This window comes from Achromobacter ruhlandii, assembly GCF_902859695.1.
Taxonomy (GTDB): Bacteria; Pseudomonadota; Gammaproteobacteria; order Burkholderiales; family Burkholderiaceae_B; genus Achromobacter; species Achromobacter ruhlandii.
Genome location: NZ_CADIJL010000003.1, coordinates 163,870 through 181,808, shown reverse-complemented (window position 1 = coordinate 181,808; position 17,939 = coordinate 163,870). Strand labels below are relative to the sequence as shown.

Annotated in this window: 14 protein-coding genes; 7 read left to right on the top strand and 7 right to left on the bottom strand. The window is 58.1% G+C overall.

The window, feature by feature from the left end:
• Positions 1-5: 5 nt before the first annotated feature.
• From HV742_RS05225 to HV742_RS05200, 6 genes are all read right to left on the bottom strand, one after another.
• Entirely contained in the window at positions 6-1,112 is a 1,107-nt protein-coding gene (locus HV742_RS05225) for a hypothetical protein (RefSeq protein WP_100508954.1), read from the bottom strand.
• A complete protein-coding gene (locus HV742_RS05220) occupies positions 1,096-2,043 on the bottom strand; it encodes a Gfo/Idh/MocA family oxidoreductase (protein ID WP_100508953.1) in 948 nt (315 codons plus the stop codon). The genes HV742_RS05225 and HV742_RS05220 overlap by 17 nt, the downstream gene beginning before the upstream one ends.
• Positions 2,044-2,074: 31 nt before the next feature.
• On the bottom strand, positions 2,075-3,034 hold the full coding sequence (locus HV742_RS05215; protein WP_175144630.1) for a Gfo/Idh/MocA family protein: 960 nt from the start codon (positions 3,032-3,034) through the stop codon (positions 2,075-2,077).
• On the bottom strand, positions 3,027-5,909 hold the full coding sequence (locus tag HV742_RS05210) for an O-antigen ligase family protein (RefSeq protein ID WP_175144629.1): 2,883 nt from the start codon (positions 5,907-5,909) through the stop codon (positions 3,027-3,029). Before HV742_RS05210 ends, HV742_RS05215 begins: the two co-directional genes overlap by 8 nt.
• On the bottom strand, positions 5,906-7,147 hold the full coding sequence (locus tag HV742_RS05205; protein WP_100508950.1) for a UDP-N-acetylglucosamine 2-epimerase: 1,242 nt from the start codon (positions 7,145-7,147) through the stop codon (positions 5,906-5,908). The genes HV742_RS05210 and HV742_RS05205 overlap by 4 nt, the downstream gene beginning before the upstream one ends.
• Positions 7,148-7,235: 88 nt before the next feature.
• The gene (locus HV742_RS05200) at positions 7,236-8,561 is read right to left on the bottom strand and encodes a hypothetical protein (RefSeq protein ID WP_157810471.1); all 1,326 of its coding nucleotides are present in this window, start codon (positions 8,559-8,561) and stop codon (positions 7,236-7,238) included.
• A gap of 145 nt (positions 8,562-8,706) precedes the next feature.
• Between HV742_RS05200 and HV742_RS05195 the strand changes: the two genes are divergently transcribed.
• Positions 8,707-9,876, top strand: coding sequence for an acyltransferase family protein (locus HV742_RS05195; RefSeq protein WP_175144628.1), 1,170 nt, complete (start codon positions 8,707-8,709; stop codon positions 9,874-9,876).
• A 48-nt stretch (positions 9,877-9,924) separates the two neighbouring features.
• On the opposite strand, the gene HV742_RS05190 is transcribed toward HV742_RS05195, so the two are convergent.
• Positions 9,925-11,022 carry a sterol desaturase family protein gene (locus HV742_RS05190; RefSeq protein ID WP_175144627.1) on the bottom strand — a complete coding sequence of 366 codons (1,098 nt, stop codon included), beginning with the start codon at positions 11,020-11,022 and terminating at the stop codon, positions 9,925-9,927.
• A 110-nt stretch (positions 11,023-11,132) separates the two neighbouring features.
• On the opposite strand from HV742_RS05190, the gene HV742_RS05185 reads away from it, so the two are divergent.
• The 6 genes from HV742_RS05185 (at position 11,133) to HV742_RS05160 (ending at position 17,921) form a co-directional block, all read left to right on the top strand.
• The gene (locus tag HV742_RS05185) at positions 11,133-11,981 is read left to right on the top strand and encodes an aldolase/citrate lyase family protein (protein ID WP_175144626.1); all 849 of its coding nucleotides are present in this window, start codon (positions 11,133-11,135) and stop codon (positions 11,979-11,981) included.
• A gap of 27 nt (positions 11,982-12,008) precedes the next feature.
• A complete protein-coding gene (gene murJ / locus HV742_RS05180; protein ID WP_175144625.1) occupies positions 12,009-13,496 on the top strand; it encodes a murein biosynthesis integral membrane protein MurJ in 1,488 nt (495 codons plus the stop codon).
• 37 nt (positions 13,497-13,533) lie between these two features.
• A complete protein-coding gene (gene asnB / locus HV742_RS05175; RefSeq protein WP_175144624.1) occupies positions 13,534-15,336 on the top strand; it encodes an asparagine synthase (glutamine-hydrolyzing) in 1,803 nt (600 codons plus the stop codon).
• Positions 15,326-15,961 carry a sugar transferase gene (locus HV742_RS05170; protein ID WP_254600971.1) on the top strand — a complete coding sequence of 212 codons (636 nt, stop codon included), beginning with the start codon at positions 15,326-15,328 and terminating at the stop codon, positions 15,959-15,961. The genes asnB and HV742_RS05170 overlap by 11 nt, the downstream gene beginning before the upstream one ends.
• Positions 15,962-15,984: 23 nt before the next feature.
• Positions 15,985-17,241, top strand: a complete 1,257-nt coding sequence (locus tag HV742_RS05165) for an O-antigen ligase family protein (RefSeq protein WP_175144623.1) — start codon at positions 15,985-15,987, stop codon at positions 17,239-17,241.
• A gap of 110 nt (positions 17,242-17,351) precedes the next feature.
• A complete protein-coding gene (locus tag HV742_RS05160; RefSeq protein ID WP_175144622.1) occupies positions 17,352-17,921 on the top strand; it encodes an SRPBCC family protein in 570 nt (189 codons plus the stop codon).
• The last annotated feature ends 18 nt before the right edge of the window (positions 17,922-17,939 follow it).

Genomic DNA, 17,939 nt, shown 5'->3' with positions numbered 1-17,939 from the left:
CAGGCTTAGAAGGCCTTCAGCAAAATGAGACTGCCGGTGATCCAGTTCAACACTTGAAGCTGGTCACCGCTGCAGCGCACGGTCAAGGGATCGAACAGCCTCCCCTTGCCTCGCCCGAATCCAAGCCGCTCACCGCGAGGCATGAAAGCGTGATCAAACGCAAAGACATTGCCTTGCTGCTTGCAGACCGCGTAGAAGCCTTTGGCCCCCTCGCAGATGTCATTCAATAGCAGTATTCCCGGCAGAGCCTGAACCCGGCAGGCAAGACTGCCAAGCTCCACTACGACGATGACGCCCGGGGCGGTCCAATCGGACAGATAGAGCCGATCGCCGATACGGCGCGCGCGATCCACCTGCCGAATAGGCAATTTGACTCCTGCCGCGTGATCGCCGATCGGAAAGACATGGCCGTCGTAATCCACTGCCCAGAGTTCCGCTGCCATGGAGAACATCAGGACAATAGGCCGATGATGTTCCACATGATCAATGGTGCCGTTATCAAATACATCAGCGCCATTTGAAAAAATCGAACCGATGCTAATGCGCCCAGGAGCGATCAAGTCCAGCTGACTCGGGTATCCGCAAGACTGCCCGCCGGATTTTCCCTGCCAATGCCACCGGACATTGTCTGGCCCCGAAATCAACAGGAGTCGCCCCCCTCCCTCCAGGTCCAGCCAGTCCCATGGCGCCGGCGCACCGAGCAACGTCTCTCCCTGCACGTCACGCACCACATCGACGTCGCGATCCAGCCAATCGCGCAGGAAGAAGTTCAATTGCTGCAACTTCATGCGTAGCGGTCTACGGCTCTTCCCGCCTTCAAGCAAGCGCGAGTAGAGCCTGGATGCATGGTCCGCCAGAGCAGTCAACCGCTCGTCCCGCTCTTGGTCCGCGCCGCCACCCAACAGCGCCGCCCGGATCAGATCGAGATCGCCTTCCGCCACCGTGTCGACCGTAGCTGCCAATAACCTGTCCACCAAATCGCCGATAACCGGCTTCTCGGGCAGACCCCGAACCGACCAGCCGTCCGATGGCAAGATATCGTAGAAGACCAGGGGATCCAGCGGCCGCGCAAGAAACGCGGCGACGTCCAGGGTTTTAGGCAACCGCGTCATAACCAAAGATTTTCTCAATGACTTCGAGATGAGCCACCAGATCGTTCAAACCCACGACGGCCGATTGACCAGCCGGCGCCAGCCAAGCCCTTAGCATTGGCTCAAAACCGCACTTGACCTCGCCCGAATAGGGCGCCATCAACGTTTGGGGTGCGATGGTCCCGCGTTCGGTGAAGGTCACGCCTTCCATCGGCATCAGGTCGTAGCGCCCCCGCGTTGTGCTCACGCTCAGCCACCAGCGTCCAGCGCTGCGCCAATCCGACATGTAAGTGAACGGAATATCTCTGTCCGAGCTTCCTGATCCGGCGAACACGGCGCCCGCAGGATGCCAGGATATGGTGTCCTTGCCGCCGATAACGCTATGCAGCGCCTTGGGCATGCCGATAAGGTCGAATGCGGTTGCTATCACGTGGATGCAGTTGCTGGCCCCCCACCGAGCGAGCTCGAGAGTGGAATACGCGGTGGCATCAATGCGATGCACCCACTCCGTGAACGAAAACGCGGCGCTGGTGACTTCTTCGCCCTTCATGTGCTCGCGCAGCAATTGAACGGAAGGGAAGTACAGGCGGTTCAGCGCGACGGCCGCATCAAACGACGGATGCGCCGCAATAAAGGTGCGCAACGCCTGGCTCGACAGCGCGACAGGCTTTTCGACGAGCACTTTTTGTGCGCCGATGTCAGCCAGCACATTCATCAGGGGCATCAAGCTTTCGATCGCGGATGCCAGCACAACGCCGTCGTACTTTCCACCGACCTTGGCCAGCGTATCCGCCCCACCGCCGAACGCCTGGCCCAATTGCCAATCCCGCGCAAGCTTCTGTGCGGAGGCTTCTGTGCGAGCCAACACATCGATATTCTGAACGCCTACAGCACGCAGCGCCTTGACATACTCGGGGGCAATCCCGCCCGCGCCAACCAACAAGATATTCATGAGTTCCAACTCCTCGTGCGCAACAGGCTATTCAGGTGATGGGGCAAGCGAGGTCACGCTCATGCCGCCCAGTCAATTGAACATTGAATGTCTTCAACATCAGACGGTTCATAGCCGCGGATTGCTCCAGGGTCGGCAACAAGCAGCGGCCCTCACGTTGCTCCGCAAGAATTGGCGCAGTCAGCGCGCTCACCCGTGGCACATTGAAGACAAGACCCTGCAATGGGGCGAGATCGCTGACCACGGAACCCGTCGCTTCATCGAACACGACCCGGCCGAATTCGCCTTCCACACAGATGCGCGGAGCCGCGGCTGGTGCCTTGTCGTGGTAAGTCACGCGAAGTTGACCTCCGAGATCATCGGACGCAACGGCCTTGCCCGTGAACTCCACGAAATTGCCGCCCCGCTTGGACTCGTGGACCGGCTTGTCGATTTCCGCCGCCAGCTCGCTCACGTTCGAGCCGGTCAGATAGGCAAAGAGATCGACGTAGTGAATGAGATTGCAGCCCATGCCATCGCCGTCGATGTCCACGGACATGGACACTTGCTGGCCGACCGTCAGGGCGCGCAATTTGTAAAGAGCGTCCAGGTAACGGTAGATATGGTTCACGCGGATATCTGCGCCTGCCTCGGCCGCCACCATCAACGCGTCATCCAGTTCTGCTTCGCTTTGAAAAAGCACCTTCTCGCACAGGACTCGCTTGATCCCCAGGCCAAGCACCGCGCGCAATACTTGCAAACGTCCTGGAGCGGGGGTGGCAATCACGGCCGCATGAAACGGCCCGCGCCGTGCAACATCGTCCAATGCGGCGAAAATCAACTCCTTGCCCTGGCAATTCGGCACATCGTGCCATCGCGTACGGGCAACTTCCGCAGCCGCCTGGCTGGGTTCCACCACCACCACGCGCCCGATCCACGGAGCATCTGCCAGACTCTGCAAATGCCGGCTTCCCAGGTTGCCAGCGCCAATTAGTAAGATGCTCTCATTCATAGTCAGGATTTCCAGAAAATTCGGTGTACAGCTTCACGCCAGAGACGGAGATAGGTTCGCTCTTGCTCTTGCCGGTCAACGTGAACCGGTAATAGTCATAACCCGGCGTTGACCGCAGCGCATACCACTCGGTTGCCCCTGGGGTCAGATCCTCACGGCGGCTGCGCCGATCCAGGTCGACCCAGGATTGACCATCGTTTGATCCCTCGAAGACCCAACTGACTGGCGGCTTGCCGTCTGGCTTGGCGTAGTTCGGCAGCATGATTTCATAAAGGAACGGTGCCGCGCGCTTGGCCCTGCGGGCATCGATTACGATTTGATCGCCATCACGTCCTGCCCACGACGTCGTGGCCTTTTCATCCCCCAGCACAGGCGCGGGCTTCACACCCTCCGCCGTCACCGTGGTAATTGCATCAGGACGCGCCAGATTCATGCCTACAGCGATCACGGCACCCGACTCCAGGCGTACGTAAGGGGCGTTGACGCGCATCGTCATATCAACCGCCTTCAGACGCTCTCCCTCGCCGAAAGCCAGGGGGATACTCCGATCCTCATCGATATGGACGCTGCGGCCATCCTGATAGATCAAGTCGAACTCCAAACCCGTGTGCCGCACTGGGGTCAGTTGCCGTTGAATGCGGCTGCGCTTTTCGGCTTCTGTCTGCGAGTCGCTCAGCTTGAACTGCAACTGAGTCACGAACGGTGCGATACGCCGCCATTCGCTCAGCTCATTCACCGGGACATGCGGGGCGCAGTCGCGCGGCGTTCCAAACAGCGAAACATCATCGTCACGGACTTTGCCGCACAGGACGTCGTCCAGCCCCAATGGCGCCACGTATGGTGAAGACCCCACCCTCAGCAGCGACACCGCCGGCGAACTGCTGCGGACCATCTCCCAACCATAGGGCAAATTGAAACTTGGCGCCAGGCCGTAAGGGCGGTAAAAATTGAAACGCTGGCTCTTCACCAGGTTGGGATAGGCACTGTCGTGCGCCCCAGACCAGAAGACCCAGGATCCCGTAGGCAGATCAAGCGCCTCGCCGTTATCACGCAATTGACGGAACGACACGTTCTTTATAGAGGGAATCCAGTTGCCCATCACGGAAAAGGCAAATCGTCCCACCGCCGTCAACAGACCCGAATTGCTGTAGACCACCTGAGGCACATGTTGCGCGTTCATGAGCGCGCGAGCGCGCAGAAAGTCCGTCAAGGGCATTGTGTAAGTCGGGCTCGTGAGCACGACCCAAAGGATCGATGCAAACGCGCTAAGCGCAATGCCAACCCGGCCCCAGCGGTTCACAAGGATCGAGCGCTCCCCCGTTGTAACCGACCCGTTGGGAGCACAGACTGCCAGCGCCAGGATCGCGAACACCATGAGAAGATTCCAGTCGCGCTCCTTGGGGAAGAACAAGGTGGCAATGCCCAGCATTACCACCATACCCACGACGCCAACCATGTACAGCCCGCAGGGATCACGACGGAACAAGACACGCCACAGGCAGTACCCGCCGATGCCCGCGAAGAACAGGAACAATAGCACCGGAGCCGGAATGCCCAGCATCAGCGCGGCGTCCACTAGAAGCACGTGAGACGAATCGGTGCAACGTTCGCCGCCCAACACGCGGCCGGACAAGGGAATCACGCAACTCGGACCATATCCCGACAGGGGCTGCTTTTCAATCGCCTTTAGCGCGCCGCCTGCCAGATCGAAACGGGCCACGTTGGTCTGAGCAAGGATTTCAACCGACGTACCATCTCCCTCGATCTTGCGTTCCGCTTTGTCATAGAACACCAGCGACGCAAACATGGGAATGACGAGTATCAACGCCACAATCATCGGGCGATACAGGCTTGCCCGCACCCGCCAAAAACAGACCAGGCATGCGACGGCGCCGAGACAGATACCAACACTCAATGCGCGGGTACTGTTCAGCGCCAACGTACAGGCCAGTATTGCAAAACCCGCCACTGGCAACCATTTCCGCCGCACGTTCGCCGTCAGCGACACCATGACGAACAGACCAATCGTCAGGAACAAATCCAGACTGCCGTGGTAATAATATGCTCCACGCACCCGGCGGATGTAGTCCAAGCCATCTGGAAATTCCAGGATGTAGGCCCAGTCTCCCACCGCCATCTGCACCAAAGCGATCAACGCCTGGAACACCATGGCCAGACCGACCGTCGATAGCAATAGGGTGCGATCGCGCTCGGTCTTGACCAAGAGCATGACCAAGAATGCAGTCAGGATGAATGCGTACCAGATGGCCGAGGCCGCCATTACGCTACTGACAGAACGCTCAAGCAAGGAGGCGCTCTCGGCGTCCGTCGACAACTCGCGAACGGCATCATAGAGACTCCACAGCGCATTGCCGAACAACCAGACGCCGAACAGCGCCAGCACGATGAGTACATACCGGCCCATCGGGTTATGCCGCGTATCCCGCCAGCAGAGAAACCCGAGCCCAGCGAAAAGAACACTATCGACGATGAGCAATTGCACTGCCGGCGCGAGGTTGAGCGGATAGCCCATGACATAGTGCACGGCATCCGCCACATACTGCAGCGGCCTGACCAGCAAGCCGGCATGCGAATGAGCCATTGGCAGGAGCATCAATCCCACCAGAGTCAACCCCAGGACCACACCCAGCCATCGGGGCACACGGGGATGAAGCACGAGAACGACGATTGCGAACAATCTACATGCATCGCCCCAGACGGGAAGGATCGGCAGACTCGCGGCGGTGAACAGCCCTAGGGCAAGCAGAACCAGCAACCTGCCCCGCCAGCGCGTCGCCACGTCATCGGCCACCAGCGGTGCCGAGGCGTCCTGCGCCGGCCCAGTCTCGCCGAATATTGCATTCTGCGGGCTCATGAACGGGCCTCTCGAATCTCGGCGAGCGTCTTCGCATGCTCATTTTCAAGCACATCGCAGACACGCTCGGCCGCGTTTCCTGGAGGCGGCAACGTCTTGCGGGCCGCAGCGAGTTTGCGGGCAAGCGGCGTGTCGTTCAGCACCTGTTCCAGACCTTGCCCCACTTCCTGCAGATCGCCAAGCACTAGCGCGCCGTCCGCTTCGCTGTAGCTTACCAACGCATCGTATTGGGACAACTGTAGGACGATGGCGGGTTTACCCGTCAGCAACATCTCCATCGCCACCGTGGACGTCAGCGTAACAACGGCATCCGCCGCGGCCGCCACCACCGGCAACGCATCTTCCGCAGGGCTGTGCAACGCGCCGTCGGGAATAACCTCACCACGCGGATCGGTACTGCTGGGGTGCAGTCGTACAACCAGGCGCCACCCTGCGCGCCGTGCGCAAAGCTCAGCGAGGAACGCCCTTACCCGCCGGGGCAGTTCGGGATTCGACGGTTCGGGCTGCTCCGCCCAGAGGATGAGCTTTTCTTGATCCGCGACCCCATGTCGATGGCGCCACTCCGCGCCCAGCCGTTGCAATTCGGGATCATTGAGCGCATCGAATGCCGGATTGCCAGTCACGAAAATACGTTCGCGCATCCGCCCGGCCTCCACCAGGCGATCGACCACGGTCTGCGAATAGACCGTCAGCAAGTGCCCGTTGTCAGGGCGGCGCAACCAAGGCAACTCAAGGATGGCAAAAAGATCGATGACGCAGATGCTGGGGATATGCAGCTGGCAGGCCGCCCGCAATAGCGCGGATTCCATGCGGGGCGAGGCTGTCGCCACCACCCAGTCAGGCTGTTCCGATTTGAGAATGCGGCTCGCCGTGGCCACCGGTGAAAACGCATTGAGGCCGCGCTCTTCATAAGCAGCCCACGCCGCGGTCTCTCCAATCTCATCAACCAGATCCCGCATCGAAGCGCCGAGGTAGGCAATGGACTCTTCCCTCGGAATGCCCTTGCCTTCCGTATGGTGCTTCTCGGCTAGCTTGCCACCATACAGCGCGACCCGCGCGTCAGTCGCATCAACATAATCACGGACCGTCCGGTGCGCGATACCCAATCGGCTCAACACCGCGGAAGCCGTCGTCAACGCGAGCGGCACAACCTCGTGACCTCTGTTTTTCAGCGAGCGGATAAGCGGAACGGCGGCGGTGACATGGCCCCCTCCGTAAAACACCAAGAATACTTTCATTATCTCTGGATCAGTATCGACGTTTCGAATCTGCTCGAATCATTTGTTCGGATCAATTATGAGGTCCGAGCAAGATTTCGGCGCTGCATCATACAACCGTATGTAACGCTACGTGGTATCCGCCAAAGCGACCCGCTGCTCCCACGCCAATGTGCGACAGACTCTGCAACATCATTGTCTGGTCGTCCAGCACATAAGTCCATTCGGAATTCGGCGTGATGACATCAAAATTGTCGTGAAAATAGCGCCCATCACGCGTGCGCAATGCAAGGAATGGCTGCGGACCGAAGACCTGTCCCGCAACCACGTTCACGTAAATACGATTATTTTCCACCCGAAGCGCAAGCTCCAACGGCTTTATCGATTCGCTTTCAGCGCTGACGTGCGCCTGTGCCGCCTCATGGGCCCCGGAAAACCGTATTTTCACGTCAGGAAACTCAGCACGCACCTCTTGCAACATTGCGCGCAAGGTTTGGACGTCTGGTCGAATATCCCGATAATCGTGATCGGCAAAGGCCAGAATCGCCGACCCATTCTCACTCGCCTGCCTGAAAGCATCCCTCACATGCTCGATCTGCATTACCCGCAAGCGCGTTCCCAGATTTAAACACCGAAAAATCCAGCGCCGGCAGTTTCCAGGCACTTGATAGTCGTCGTGACTGGGATGATAACCAAGCCAATCCGCCGGGGCACGGGACCAATCGCCAAACCGACCAAGCTGAGTATCACGCTGCGCCGAGATCGCCGACTCATGCGACTGACTGGCATAGTCAAAGGGAATCCACTGTTCGAAAAACAAATGCGAATCCGGGCGCTCGGCATGGAAGCCGGGCCGGTTGGTAGTGGGGAACCAGTGATTATCTATAATGCGTCGCGCAATAGTAGGCATCAAAATATCCATACTATTCGCAAAAGACGTTGCAGCATGAAGCGGGTGCCGAGTCAATGACAGCGGGTGGAAATGCCAATCAATTTCATCGAGCTCGGAATTCGTCTCGCGTATCTTGTCTTGGTAGTAGCGAAAAATATTTCCGTACCCAAAATCCTTACGTCGGGGATTCTCATTCAATCCCAAATGGTCCATGCAATGCCAGCTATAGACCCAACCACGGCCAAAATCATCGACCATCTGGTTGCGAAAGGGGGCGCTCATGCAATCATCAAGCATCGCGCCCACGTCATGCCAAGTGCGGTTATAGGCCATCAGCGAGGGCGAAACGACCTTGGCAACCTCGTCTTCCAGGCCATCCAGCGGGATCTGACGTTGCTGCAGCTTGGCCAGGTTCTCACGCGTGGGGGGAAGCACCACGTTAAACAACTGCCGCAGGCGAACAAAGGTATCCGCAAGGCTCTCGTCGAGCGGGCCCTCTGTGTCAATGCAGTGCACGACATGTAACGTGGGGTTATTTTTCATGGATAATTTCGCGGCAGTGGCCAATGTAGGTAGGCGAACATTATAGTGCGATGCCCGGGCTAGCCACACCCAAAACCGCCCACGCCCCGCCTACCTGTGCAAAAATTGCGCACTTCCGTCGCACCCCACCATTTCAATCGATGACATGATGACTTTCGCTCTGAGCGCCGGCTCCGCAGCCCATCCCAAGGACACCCTGGTTGCTCTGCCGCCTCGCAACAACTTCGACGCCCTGCGCCTTGCAGCGGCGTTCATGGTCGTGTACTCCCATGTGTTGCGCATCTTCGCCCTTGGCCCCTGTCCCGTGTTGCAATGGTCCGGCTATGACGACTTGGCGACCGTCGGCGTGATCACCTTTTTCGTGATCAGCGGCTTTTTGGTGACACGCAGCTTGATTGCCTCGCCAACTATTGGCGGCTACATCGTCAATCGCTCAGTGCGCATCTTCCCCGGCCTGATCGTCTGCATGCTATGGAGCGCCTTGATCCTGGGCCCGATGGTCACAAGCCTGCCCCTTGCGAGCTACTTGTCCCACGAACGCACGTGGCTTTATCTGCTGAATATTTTCCTGTTCCCACTGCAAACCGTACTGCCCGGCGTTTTCGAAGGCCAACCCCGGCCCTTCACCGTCAACGGTTCCATCTGGACGCTCAGCATCGAGTTCTCGGCTTATCTCATCGCGATAGCCTTGCTGTTTGTCAGGGGCCGCAAGTGGCCGTACGTCCTCGCCCTGGCCATCATTGCCGCGGCCTATTTTCTCAATGGCATGGCTACCAATGACAAGACACTTTGGTATGCGATGCAATCGATCAACAACAATAAAGAAGATTATTTTTTCTGGCTGTATTTTCAACCAGTGAATGCAGCCCGCTTCATCGCCTTTTTTTTCATCGGGGCGCTATTCAATTGGATACCCCTGCGCTTCTTGCGGCTTGACGTTGCGGCGATCCTGGTTGTTGTTTACATACTGACTTTCAAGACCAGCGCCTACTATCCTGTGCACTTCATCGCACTGCCATATATTGTCATGGCCATTGGAGTGCGCCATTCGCGACTGGCCGATGCCATCCACCGGATGGGAGACATCTCCTACGGTGTATACATATATTCGACACCGCTGCAGCAAATGGCGTATTACTACCTGAACGGCAAGGTTTCGCCCGTTGCAGGCGCATGGATCTCGGTCGCGTTCAGCATCACAGCGGGCCTGTTGTCCTGGTACTTGGTGGAGAAACCCGCCTTGCGGCTCAAGCGCTACTCAACGCGTCCTGAAGACCCCTCTCGCCGCGCCACAGCTGACATGCAGGCAAAGTAAGCATCGAACTGGCTCCCGTGCGCTGCCCGCGGCGGGAGCCGATGCTTCCTAGACCTTGACCGGTTTACGGAAAATTCCTCGCCAGAATCGCTTGAATGGCGCCCACATATCAAAACCGAATCCCCGCCGGTTAAAATAGTTGTCTGTCACGCCATAAACGGGATCAACATCCTTCCCTTTGTACCTTGTACCAAACAAGTCATCCCAAAACGAGAAAACCACAGCATAGTTTTGGTCGAAATGCTCAGGCTTGGAGGAATGGTGCAACAGGTGAAAGCGCGGTGACACGATAATACGACCAAACCAGCCGAAGCCGACATTGAAATTGGAATGCTGCAGCAGAATCACCGCGTGGTGAATCATTGTGTAGACCACGTACTCCGGAATGCTGGGCCCGACCAGAATCAACGGAATCGCGCGCAGCGGATACTGCATCGCCACTTCGAATGGATGATTTCTGTGCGCCGTCAGCAGATTCATGCTGAGTGCGGAATGGTGGAACTTGTGCAGCTCCCAAAGCGACGTCGTTGTATGAGCGAAGCGGTGAAACCAATACGCCAGAAAATCCGCAACCAGGATGAATACAAGAAACGCCGCCCACGACGGCATATATTGCCCAATACCGATCTGGACGTTATTGACGAGAATCCCAAAAATAATAAAGGGCCCCAACAAGCCCAACGCCATGACCACCAACCCATCAAGCGACAGCGCGTAATACAGGAATAGGTAGAGATCGGTCCGTTCGCTCTTGTCGCCGAATGCAAAGCGATACAGCGACGTTTCGCGCATTCCAACTCGGAAGTCGCCCCGCCTCCACCAGTAGTAGAAAATCTCAAACACCAGCAAGGCAGTGGCAATTCCAATAATCATCAGAAAACCCACTGACGCGACCACCCCCCAAAAATCATATTTCTCCAGGACATTGTAGAAATAGTAGCTGGCGTAGCTTGAAATCGCAGCAGGCGTAGAGGTGAACAGATAATGCAGCACCGGACGAGGCCTTAGGCTACCCGAACCACTTGCCCCCACGATATAAAACCCGATGCACAATACGACAAACACCAGACCAACTCGGAGCATGGTTTGTCGAAAATTGAGATCGGGAGTTTCTTCCGAAGCGACGAGCTGACTTGATCTACTCATAGTTATTCATTGGTTCCGCTGACCAGAAACACACCAATTTGTATCTGACTGAAAACCCATTTATGGGCAGGATAGTGTACACTCTGCCCGCTATAGACGGGTGGACCACGATGAACTACATGCTGATCACGAACTTGCCGGACATCGCCCGGTACGTCGTCAAACACGGAGTAAGTCGTGTGTTTGTCGACCTTGAGTTCACAGGAAAACTGGCCCGCCAGGGTCATTTGAACACTGTCATCAGCCGCCACACGCTAAGCGACGTGGATACCATCCGGCAAGCAGCTCCCGACGCAGACCTCCTCGTACGCATCAATCCCCTGGACGGCAACACCCAGGAAGAGATTGAGCAGGTTTTGAGGCGGGGCGCCGACATCATCATGCTTCCGATGTTCGCGGACGCGGCTGCGGTCCGCCAAGTTAGCCAATGGATCGACGGCCGCGCCCGCCTGATTCCCCTGCTGGAAACCGTAGGCGCCACGCGATCTCTCGCCGAAATCGTCGAGATCGCCGGCGTATCCGAACTTCACATCGGGCTCAACGATCTGCATCTTGAGCTAGGCTGTACCTTCATGTTCGAGCCGCTGGCCAGCGGCCTCATCGACGAACTGGCCGCCATCGTGTGCAGCCAGGGACTCCCCTTTGGCATTGGAGGCATTGCCCGGGTTGGCGAAGGACAATTGCCCGCCGAAGTCATCCTCGGCGAACACGTCCGCCTCGGCTCGTCCAGCGTCATTCTGTCGCGCACCTTCCACCGGATGGCACAGAGCCTCGACGAACTCAAGTCCAACATGGACTTTGAACACGAAATCGGCAGGCTGAACCAGGCAATCGCCCAATTCAAGGCATCGCCCGCATTGGTGGATGAAAATCGGCTGCGCCTGCGGCGCATCGTGGATGATATCGTCTCGCAGAAGCAAATTGCCGCGGCCGCAGCCGGCTCAGCATCCAAGCCCTGACAACGCCGCCTCGCACCACGACACTCGATGGGCAAAAGCCTGATACGAATGGGAGTAGTCCTGTCCGTCGCCATCCTGGCGGGACGTATTACAGGCTTCCTACGCGAAATCGTTCTTGCCAGCCACTTCGGCGCCACCGCCCAGGCAGATGCCGCGGTGCTGGTGTTGACCCTGCCCGACCTGCTGGTCAATCTGCTGCTCGCTGGAGGGCTTGCAGGAGCACTCGTCCCGGAATTCAAGAGTCTGGACAAAACGCGCGCGGCGAACTTGTTCGTGCAATCCTCGCTTGTGATCGGTGGCCTGTTCGGCACACTCGCCCTGCTGATCGCATCGTTTCCCATCCAGGTTCTCGGCCTGCTCGGTCCCGGCCTTGTCGCGCAAGCCTATGACGACGGTGCGGTCGCAATGCGAATCATGGCGTGGGCGATCCCACTGAGCGCTCTGGCCGGCACAACAACCGCCTATCTACAAGCCAACGAGCGGTTCCTCTCCAGCGGGCTTGGCACACTGATTTTCAACGCGTGCATCATCGCCGTTTTATTGGTCCCCGGCGTGAACACATCGTTGATCGTAGCCCTGGCCCTCGCCATCAACGCCGGCGCGTTTTTCCGCTGGGCCGCGCAATTGGCGAATATCCCCCGGGAAAGGCCACGCAACATCTGGACGGACTGGCTAATAAACCGCGCCCTTTTGACCCGCTACTTCCAGGCACTCCTGTCCAGCAGCATCCTGTTGGCGGTACCCGTGCTTGCGCGCGCCTACGCCTCCGCCAGCGGAGAAGGCGGCGTCGCCATCTTCAACTACGCCAGCAAGCTAGTGGAACTCCCGCTATCTGTATTCATCACGCTGATCGCATCCATCACGTTCCCCAGACTATCAAAGCACTTCACCGCTTCCATCCGGTCGCCCGAAGGGTATGTGTTGCTGGGGCAGGCGCTGCGCCTGACGATCCTGCTGTCCGTGTCGATCACGCTAATCTGCGCGTGGTACGCACTCCCCCTCGCAACGCTCGTCTATGGCCAGAGCGGTAGCCTGTCTGGCAAGGAACTCGACGATCTCGGCAGCCTGGCGGGAATCGGCTTCTTATCCTTGCCGCTGCAAGGGGCGTGCTATATGCTCGCCACAGCCCTGAACGCGCAAAAGCGCACCCACGTCCCTATGTGGATAAGCGGGTTGTGTGTCGGTGCGATGGCCATCGCCATGGCTTGGTTCGCGGGCGACCTCGCCATTGGCTCCGTTATGCTTATACTTAACGCGACCTACGCAGTGATGACGGTTTGCCTATGGATTGCAACCGGCCCGAAACTCTGGGGCAACAACGGAGTTTTCGACTCGCGAGTTGTGAGTGCGATCGTGATGTCATCTGCCGTCTTTGCGATGCTTGCCACCCTCCAGACCTACCTCTCCCTGCCGCACTGGATGCTGCTCGGATGGATAGCGCTGGCCGGCCTCGCGGTCCTCGCCGTGAATCTTGGCGTTGGCATACCAAATCTTAAATCTCTAGTCAGGCGCTGAAAATGCCGGCCCTGAAATCCAGATAGGAATTAAATAAATGTGCGGCATTTTTGGCTATTTTGACCGAGACAAGGCAAGTCTCAGCGCAGACACGCTTTCCGCCATGGCGAAGGTATTGCACCATCGCGGGCCGGATGAAAATGGCGTGCATGCCGAGGCAGGCGCTGCGCTGGGAAACTGTCGTCTTTCCATTATCGATGTCAAAGATGGGCATCAGCCCTTTATCTCCGATGATGGCCAGATCATTCTGGTTCAGAACGGCGAGATTTTCAATCACGTCGAACTCGCGGCGGAATTGGCGACAAAGGGGGTACACTGCCGCACCCATTCCGATACCGAGGTACTGCTTCGCCTGTATGAAACAGAGGGCATTTCGTTCGTAAGCAAACTCAATGGCATGTTTGCGATCGCTATTCTGGATAAGCGCGAGCAAGCCATGTACCTGATCCGCGATCGAATCGGCGTCAAACCGCTGTACATCGCCGAGCAAGGCAAGCGACTGGTTTTTGGATCGGAGATCAAGGCCTTGCTGCTGGCAGGCATTCCGGCCGTGCGTGACGAAGAGGCACTCCACCACTATCTGACCTACAACTACGTTCCCGCGCCTTACACCATGTTCAAGGGCGTGCGGCATCTGATGCCCGGACATTGGATGAAAATCAGCGCCGTCGGTAGTTCCGTACATCAGTGGTGGGATCTGGCCAAGGTGCAGCCAGAGCACAACCGCAGTGAATCCGACTGGATCGAAGAATTCAACGCCATCCTGGACGATGCGGTCCGCATTCGCCTGCGCTCCGACGTGCCAATCGGCGCATTCCTGTCGGGCGGCGTCGACTCAAGCAGCGTCGTCGGTCTGATGGCGCGCCACATGTCGCGCCCCGTACAGACATTCTGTATCGGCTTTGACGACCCTCGGTACGATGAAGCGTCTTTCGCTCAAGCCGCAGCGGATCGCTTTGGCACGCAGCACACGATGGAACGTGTTTCTCCCAACATGCTTGATCGTTGGCCCAAGGCAACCTGGTACTGCGACCAACCTCACGGAGACGTATCGTTTCTGCCGACGTGGCGTGTTTCCCAGCTTGCCGCCAAGCACGTCAAGGTGGTGCTGACCGGCGACGGCGGCGACGAGCTGTTCGCAGGCTACGACAAGTACCTGAGCTTCTTCTCGCAACCCGGCATTGATGAACTGGATCAGGCCTCATTTACCCGGCGCTATTTCGACAGCATCAGCCTGTTCTCGCCGGAAGCCAAGATCGACCTTTATCGGCCGGCGGATCAGCAACGCCTGAGCAACGTGGATTCGTTCGTCATGGCCAGCGACATCATGGCCCAGGTCCCGCACCAGGACCGGATCAATCAGGCCCTGTTTCTGGACATGCAATTGCTGCTGTCTGGCAATAACCTCGTAAAGCCGGACCGCATGGGCATGGCGGAGTCGCTCGAGGCGCGCACGCCGTTCCTCGATTACCGCATGATGGAATTCGCCTTCCGCATGCCCGGCACGCTGAAGCTGCGCGACGGCGTGACCAAGTACCTCTACAAGAAGGCAGTCGCGCCGATGATCGGCGATGATCTGGCGTACCGCCGTAAACAAATGTTCACGGTGCCGGTTGGTGACTGGTTCCGCAATGAGCTCGCGGGTTTTTGCAAAGACCATCTGGTTGGCGAAAAATCGAATCTGCCGGCCCTCTTCAAGCCTGAGCGTCTCAGATCGATACTGGACGATCACATCAGCGGCAGCCACAACTACACTCGCGAAATCCGGGCCTTGATCGCGCAGAACCTATGGGAAGAAGTTTTCCTGCGGAACACCGGGGAAAACCAACGTGCAGGGTAAGACCAAGCAGGCGTATTGCCTGAAACGCCCGATGGATTTCCTGGCGGCTTTGCTATTGCTGCTCGTTCTAGCGCCTGTCCTGGCAGGGTTGGCGCTGGCAGTCCTGATCAAGGAAGGCCGTCCGATTTTCTTTCGGCAGACCAGGGTAGGCAAGGATCTGCGCAGGTTTCGCATGCTTAAATTCCGAACGATGACTGTCGCTGTCGATGGCGGTGATGTACCGGAGAGCGTGCCCTTGGAAGACGTCAAGATGCAGAGGTCGGCATTCCGCACGACCGAAGTGAATGATTCGCGCATTACACCAATCGGGGCTTTCCTGAGAAGCACCAGCTTGGATGAACTGCCGCAACTCCTGAATGTGCTGACGGGAGACATGTCTCTGATCGGACCTCGGCCCATGACCCCCGTGCAACGTGCCGATTTCGCTGCTGATGATTGGCAACTGCGTCATGGCGTCAGACCCGGCATCACGGGCCTGGCCCAAGTCTGTGGCCGCAGCGCACTCACCCAGGAGGAGCTCGTCGCCTACGACACCGAGTATGTGCGCAATTGCACCTTGCGGCAGGATCTTCGCATCGCCTTCCTGACCCTGAAGATTGTTCTCAAACGCAGCGGCGCGAACTGACTGCGTCTACTATGCATAGATCTTTGAAATCTTTGCTGGTGGCGGTACTTGCCGCCATTCCATTGCTGAACATGGCCTCTGGTTACGGAGGCAGTCTGCTGTCCTACTTGGCGATAGTGATGGCTTTGGCGCTGTTGGCATGGCCGCGCAGCGCGCCCTCGCCCGATGCGCTCACGGCGACAGGCTACAGGGTGTTCATCGTGTTGATGTGCCTTCCGATGCTCACCGTCGTGCTGAGCCAATGGGCCAAGCACGGATGGTCATCATCGGATATCGAACGCGCCTTCCGACTGGGCCCGAGCGTTGTCATATTGCTCTTTGCGCTATTGCGCATCGATGAACAGAAACTCCGATTCGCAATCCTCGGCACTCTCGGGGCCGCGGTGGTCGGAGCAGCCACGGTGCTCGAACTCGCACTGACCACGAGCGGGCGGCCCGTTACCGGGGACTACAACGCCGTCAGCTATGCGAACTTGCTGCTGCTGTTCGGATGCATGAGCCTGTATTCATTGGCGGTGCCCTTCTCGCGACATCCTCGCGCGGAAAGAATCGCGAAACTGTTGATAACGGCCGCTTCCGTGATAGGTGTCATCCTGACGTTCACCCGCTCGACGTGGATGGCATTCCCAATTTTCGCGGCGATCGGACTGGTGCTTTTCTTTCCGAAGATTCGCCCGGTGCGCCTGGTGGCGGCAATGCTGGCGTTCACCGCCGCGGCATCCGCCCTCGCCTTCAGCAGCAGCGGATTCCGTGAGCGAATCTATCTGGCTCAGCAAGAAATACATGAGTGCATGACGCAAAATGATCGGGCTGACAGCTCGGTTTGCATCCGCGTCCAGCTGGCACGTGCTGCATGGCACATGTTCCAGCAGGATCCCTGGCTTGGCAGCGGCAATGGCAAGCGATATGAACAATCCTTGCCACGGCTTCAGGAAGCCGGAATAGTCTCGGAGTATGTCACCAACAACTTTGGTGAAACCCACAACGATATGCTCATGGCAATGGCCAGCTATGGCATCCTCGGCGCAAGCGCCCTGCTGATTGTTTATTTCGCACCAGCCGTCGTTTTCTTGCGTAGACTCAGGCAGCCTTTAGCGATGCCCGCCCGAGCCTCAGCGGCGATGGGATTGGCGCTCTGCCTGAGTTTTGTTGTATTTGGCCTGACTGAACTGATGTTCCGAGGCATGCGCACCATATCGATGTACGGCATGCTGATCGCCCTGTTTTTGGCCTTGTCTCACCCTCGCAGCGCCACCGGATCACCTGCGGAACGACGCTGATCACCAACTGAACCCGCGCAAGGGGGCCACCCGAGGGCTCGCACACGCTCATGGCAGATTTCCTGGTTTAGGGCCACAATACTCAAACAAGGCCCGAAAAGGAGACAGCCATGCGCATAGCCGATGCCCAGTGGATTCCTTCGACCCAGCATCAAACCTGGGACGCCCTCACGGATCCCGCTGTGTTACAGCGATGCATACCGGGTTGCATCAGCGTGACACAGCGGTCCGCCACCGAATATGCGGTCACATTGCGGGCCAAGGTGGCCGGCATCGATACCGACTACGAAGGCGAAATCCTGCTATCCGACGTAGACCCTCCCAATAGCTGCACGCTGGTATTCGAAGGCAAGGGGCTGGCGGCCTGCCTGGCGATCGGCACCGCCCAGGTCAATCTCAGCATCAAGGACGAAGGCACCCGCGTTGCCTACACCGTCGCCGGCATGACGGGGGGCAAGCTGGCCGAATGCGGTGAAAGCCTGGTGCTGAAGGCCGGAGAGAAAATCATCGACCGGTTTTTCACTGAATTCATCGATTACATGGCGGCGCAGCCCCGGGTGGCGCCGCCCCCCCCTCCGCCTGAGCCCCCGGGCCGCGGACTGTCTAATTCGCGCTGGTCGTGGGCGATCGTGGTGCTGGTCATCGCGGTTTTCTGGAGTTACCACGCGTTCTACAAGTGAAAACCCTAGTGGGCCGAT

What these genes read in the sequence shown, in the direction of transcription:
- HV742_RS05225 (WP_100508954.1), bottom strand. Translation starts at nt 1,112, where the DNA reads ATGACGCGGTTGCCTAAAACCCTGGACGTCGCCGCGTTTCTTGCGCGG.
- HV742_RS05220 (WP_100508953.1), bottom strand. Translation starts at nt 2,043, where the DNA reads ATGAATATCTTGTTGGTTGGCGCGGGCGGGATTGCCCCCGAGTATGTC.
- HV742_RS05215 (WP_175144630.1), bottom strand. Translation starts at nt 3,034, where the DNA reads ATGAATGAGAGCATCTTACTAATTGGCGCTGGCAACCTGGGAAGCCGG.
- HV742_RS05210 (WP_175144629.1), bottom strand. Translation starts at nt 5,909, where the DNA reads ATGAGCCCGCAGAATGCAATATTCGGCGAGACTGGGCCGGCGCAGGAC.
- HV742_RS05205 (WP_100508950.1), bottom strand. Translation starts at nt 7,147, where the DNA reads ATGAAAGTATTCTTGGTGTTTTACGGAGGGGGCCATGTCACCGCCGCC.
- HV742_RS05200 (WP_157810471.1), bottom strand. Translation starts at nt 8,561, where the DNA reads ATGAAAAATAACCCCACGTTACATGTCGTGCACTGCATTGACACAGAG.
- HV742_RS05195 (WP_175144628.1), top strand. Translation starts at nt 8,707, where the DNA reads ATGATGACTTTCGCTCTGAGCGCCGGCTCCGCAGCCCATCCCAAGGAC.
- HV742_RS05190 (WP_175144627.1), bottom strand. Translation starts at nt 11,022, where the DNA reads ATGAGTAGATCAAGTCAGCTCGTCGCTTCGGAAGAAACTCCCGATCTC.
- HV742_RS05185 (WP_175144626.1), top strand. Translation starts at nt 11,133, where the DNA reads ATGAACTACATGCTGATCACGAACTTGCCGGACATCGCCCGGTACGTC.
- murJ (WP_175144625.1), top strand. Translation starts at nt 12,009, where the DNA reads ATGGGCAAAAGCCTGATACGAATGGGAGTAGTCCTGTCCGTCGCCATC.
- asnB (WP_175144624.1), top strand. Translation starts at nt 13,534, where the DNA reads ATGTGCGGCATTTTTGGCTATTTTGACCGAGACAAGGCAAGTCTCAGC.
- HV742_RS05160 (WP_175144622.1), top strand. Translation starts at nt 17,352, where the DNA reads ATGCGCATAGCCGATGCCCAGTGGATTCCTTCGACCCAGCATCAAACC.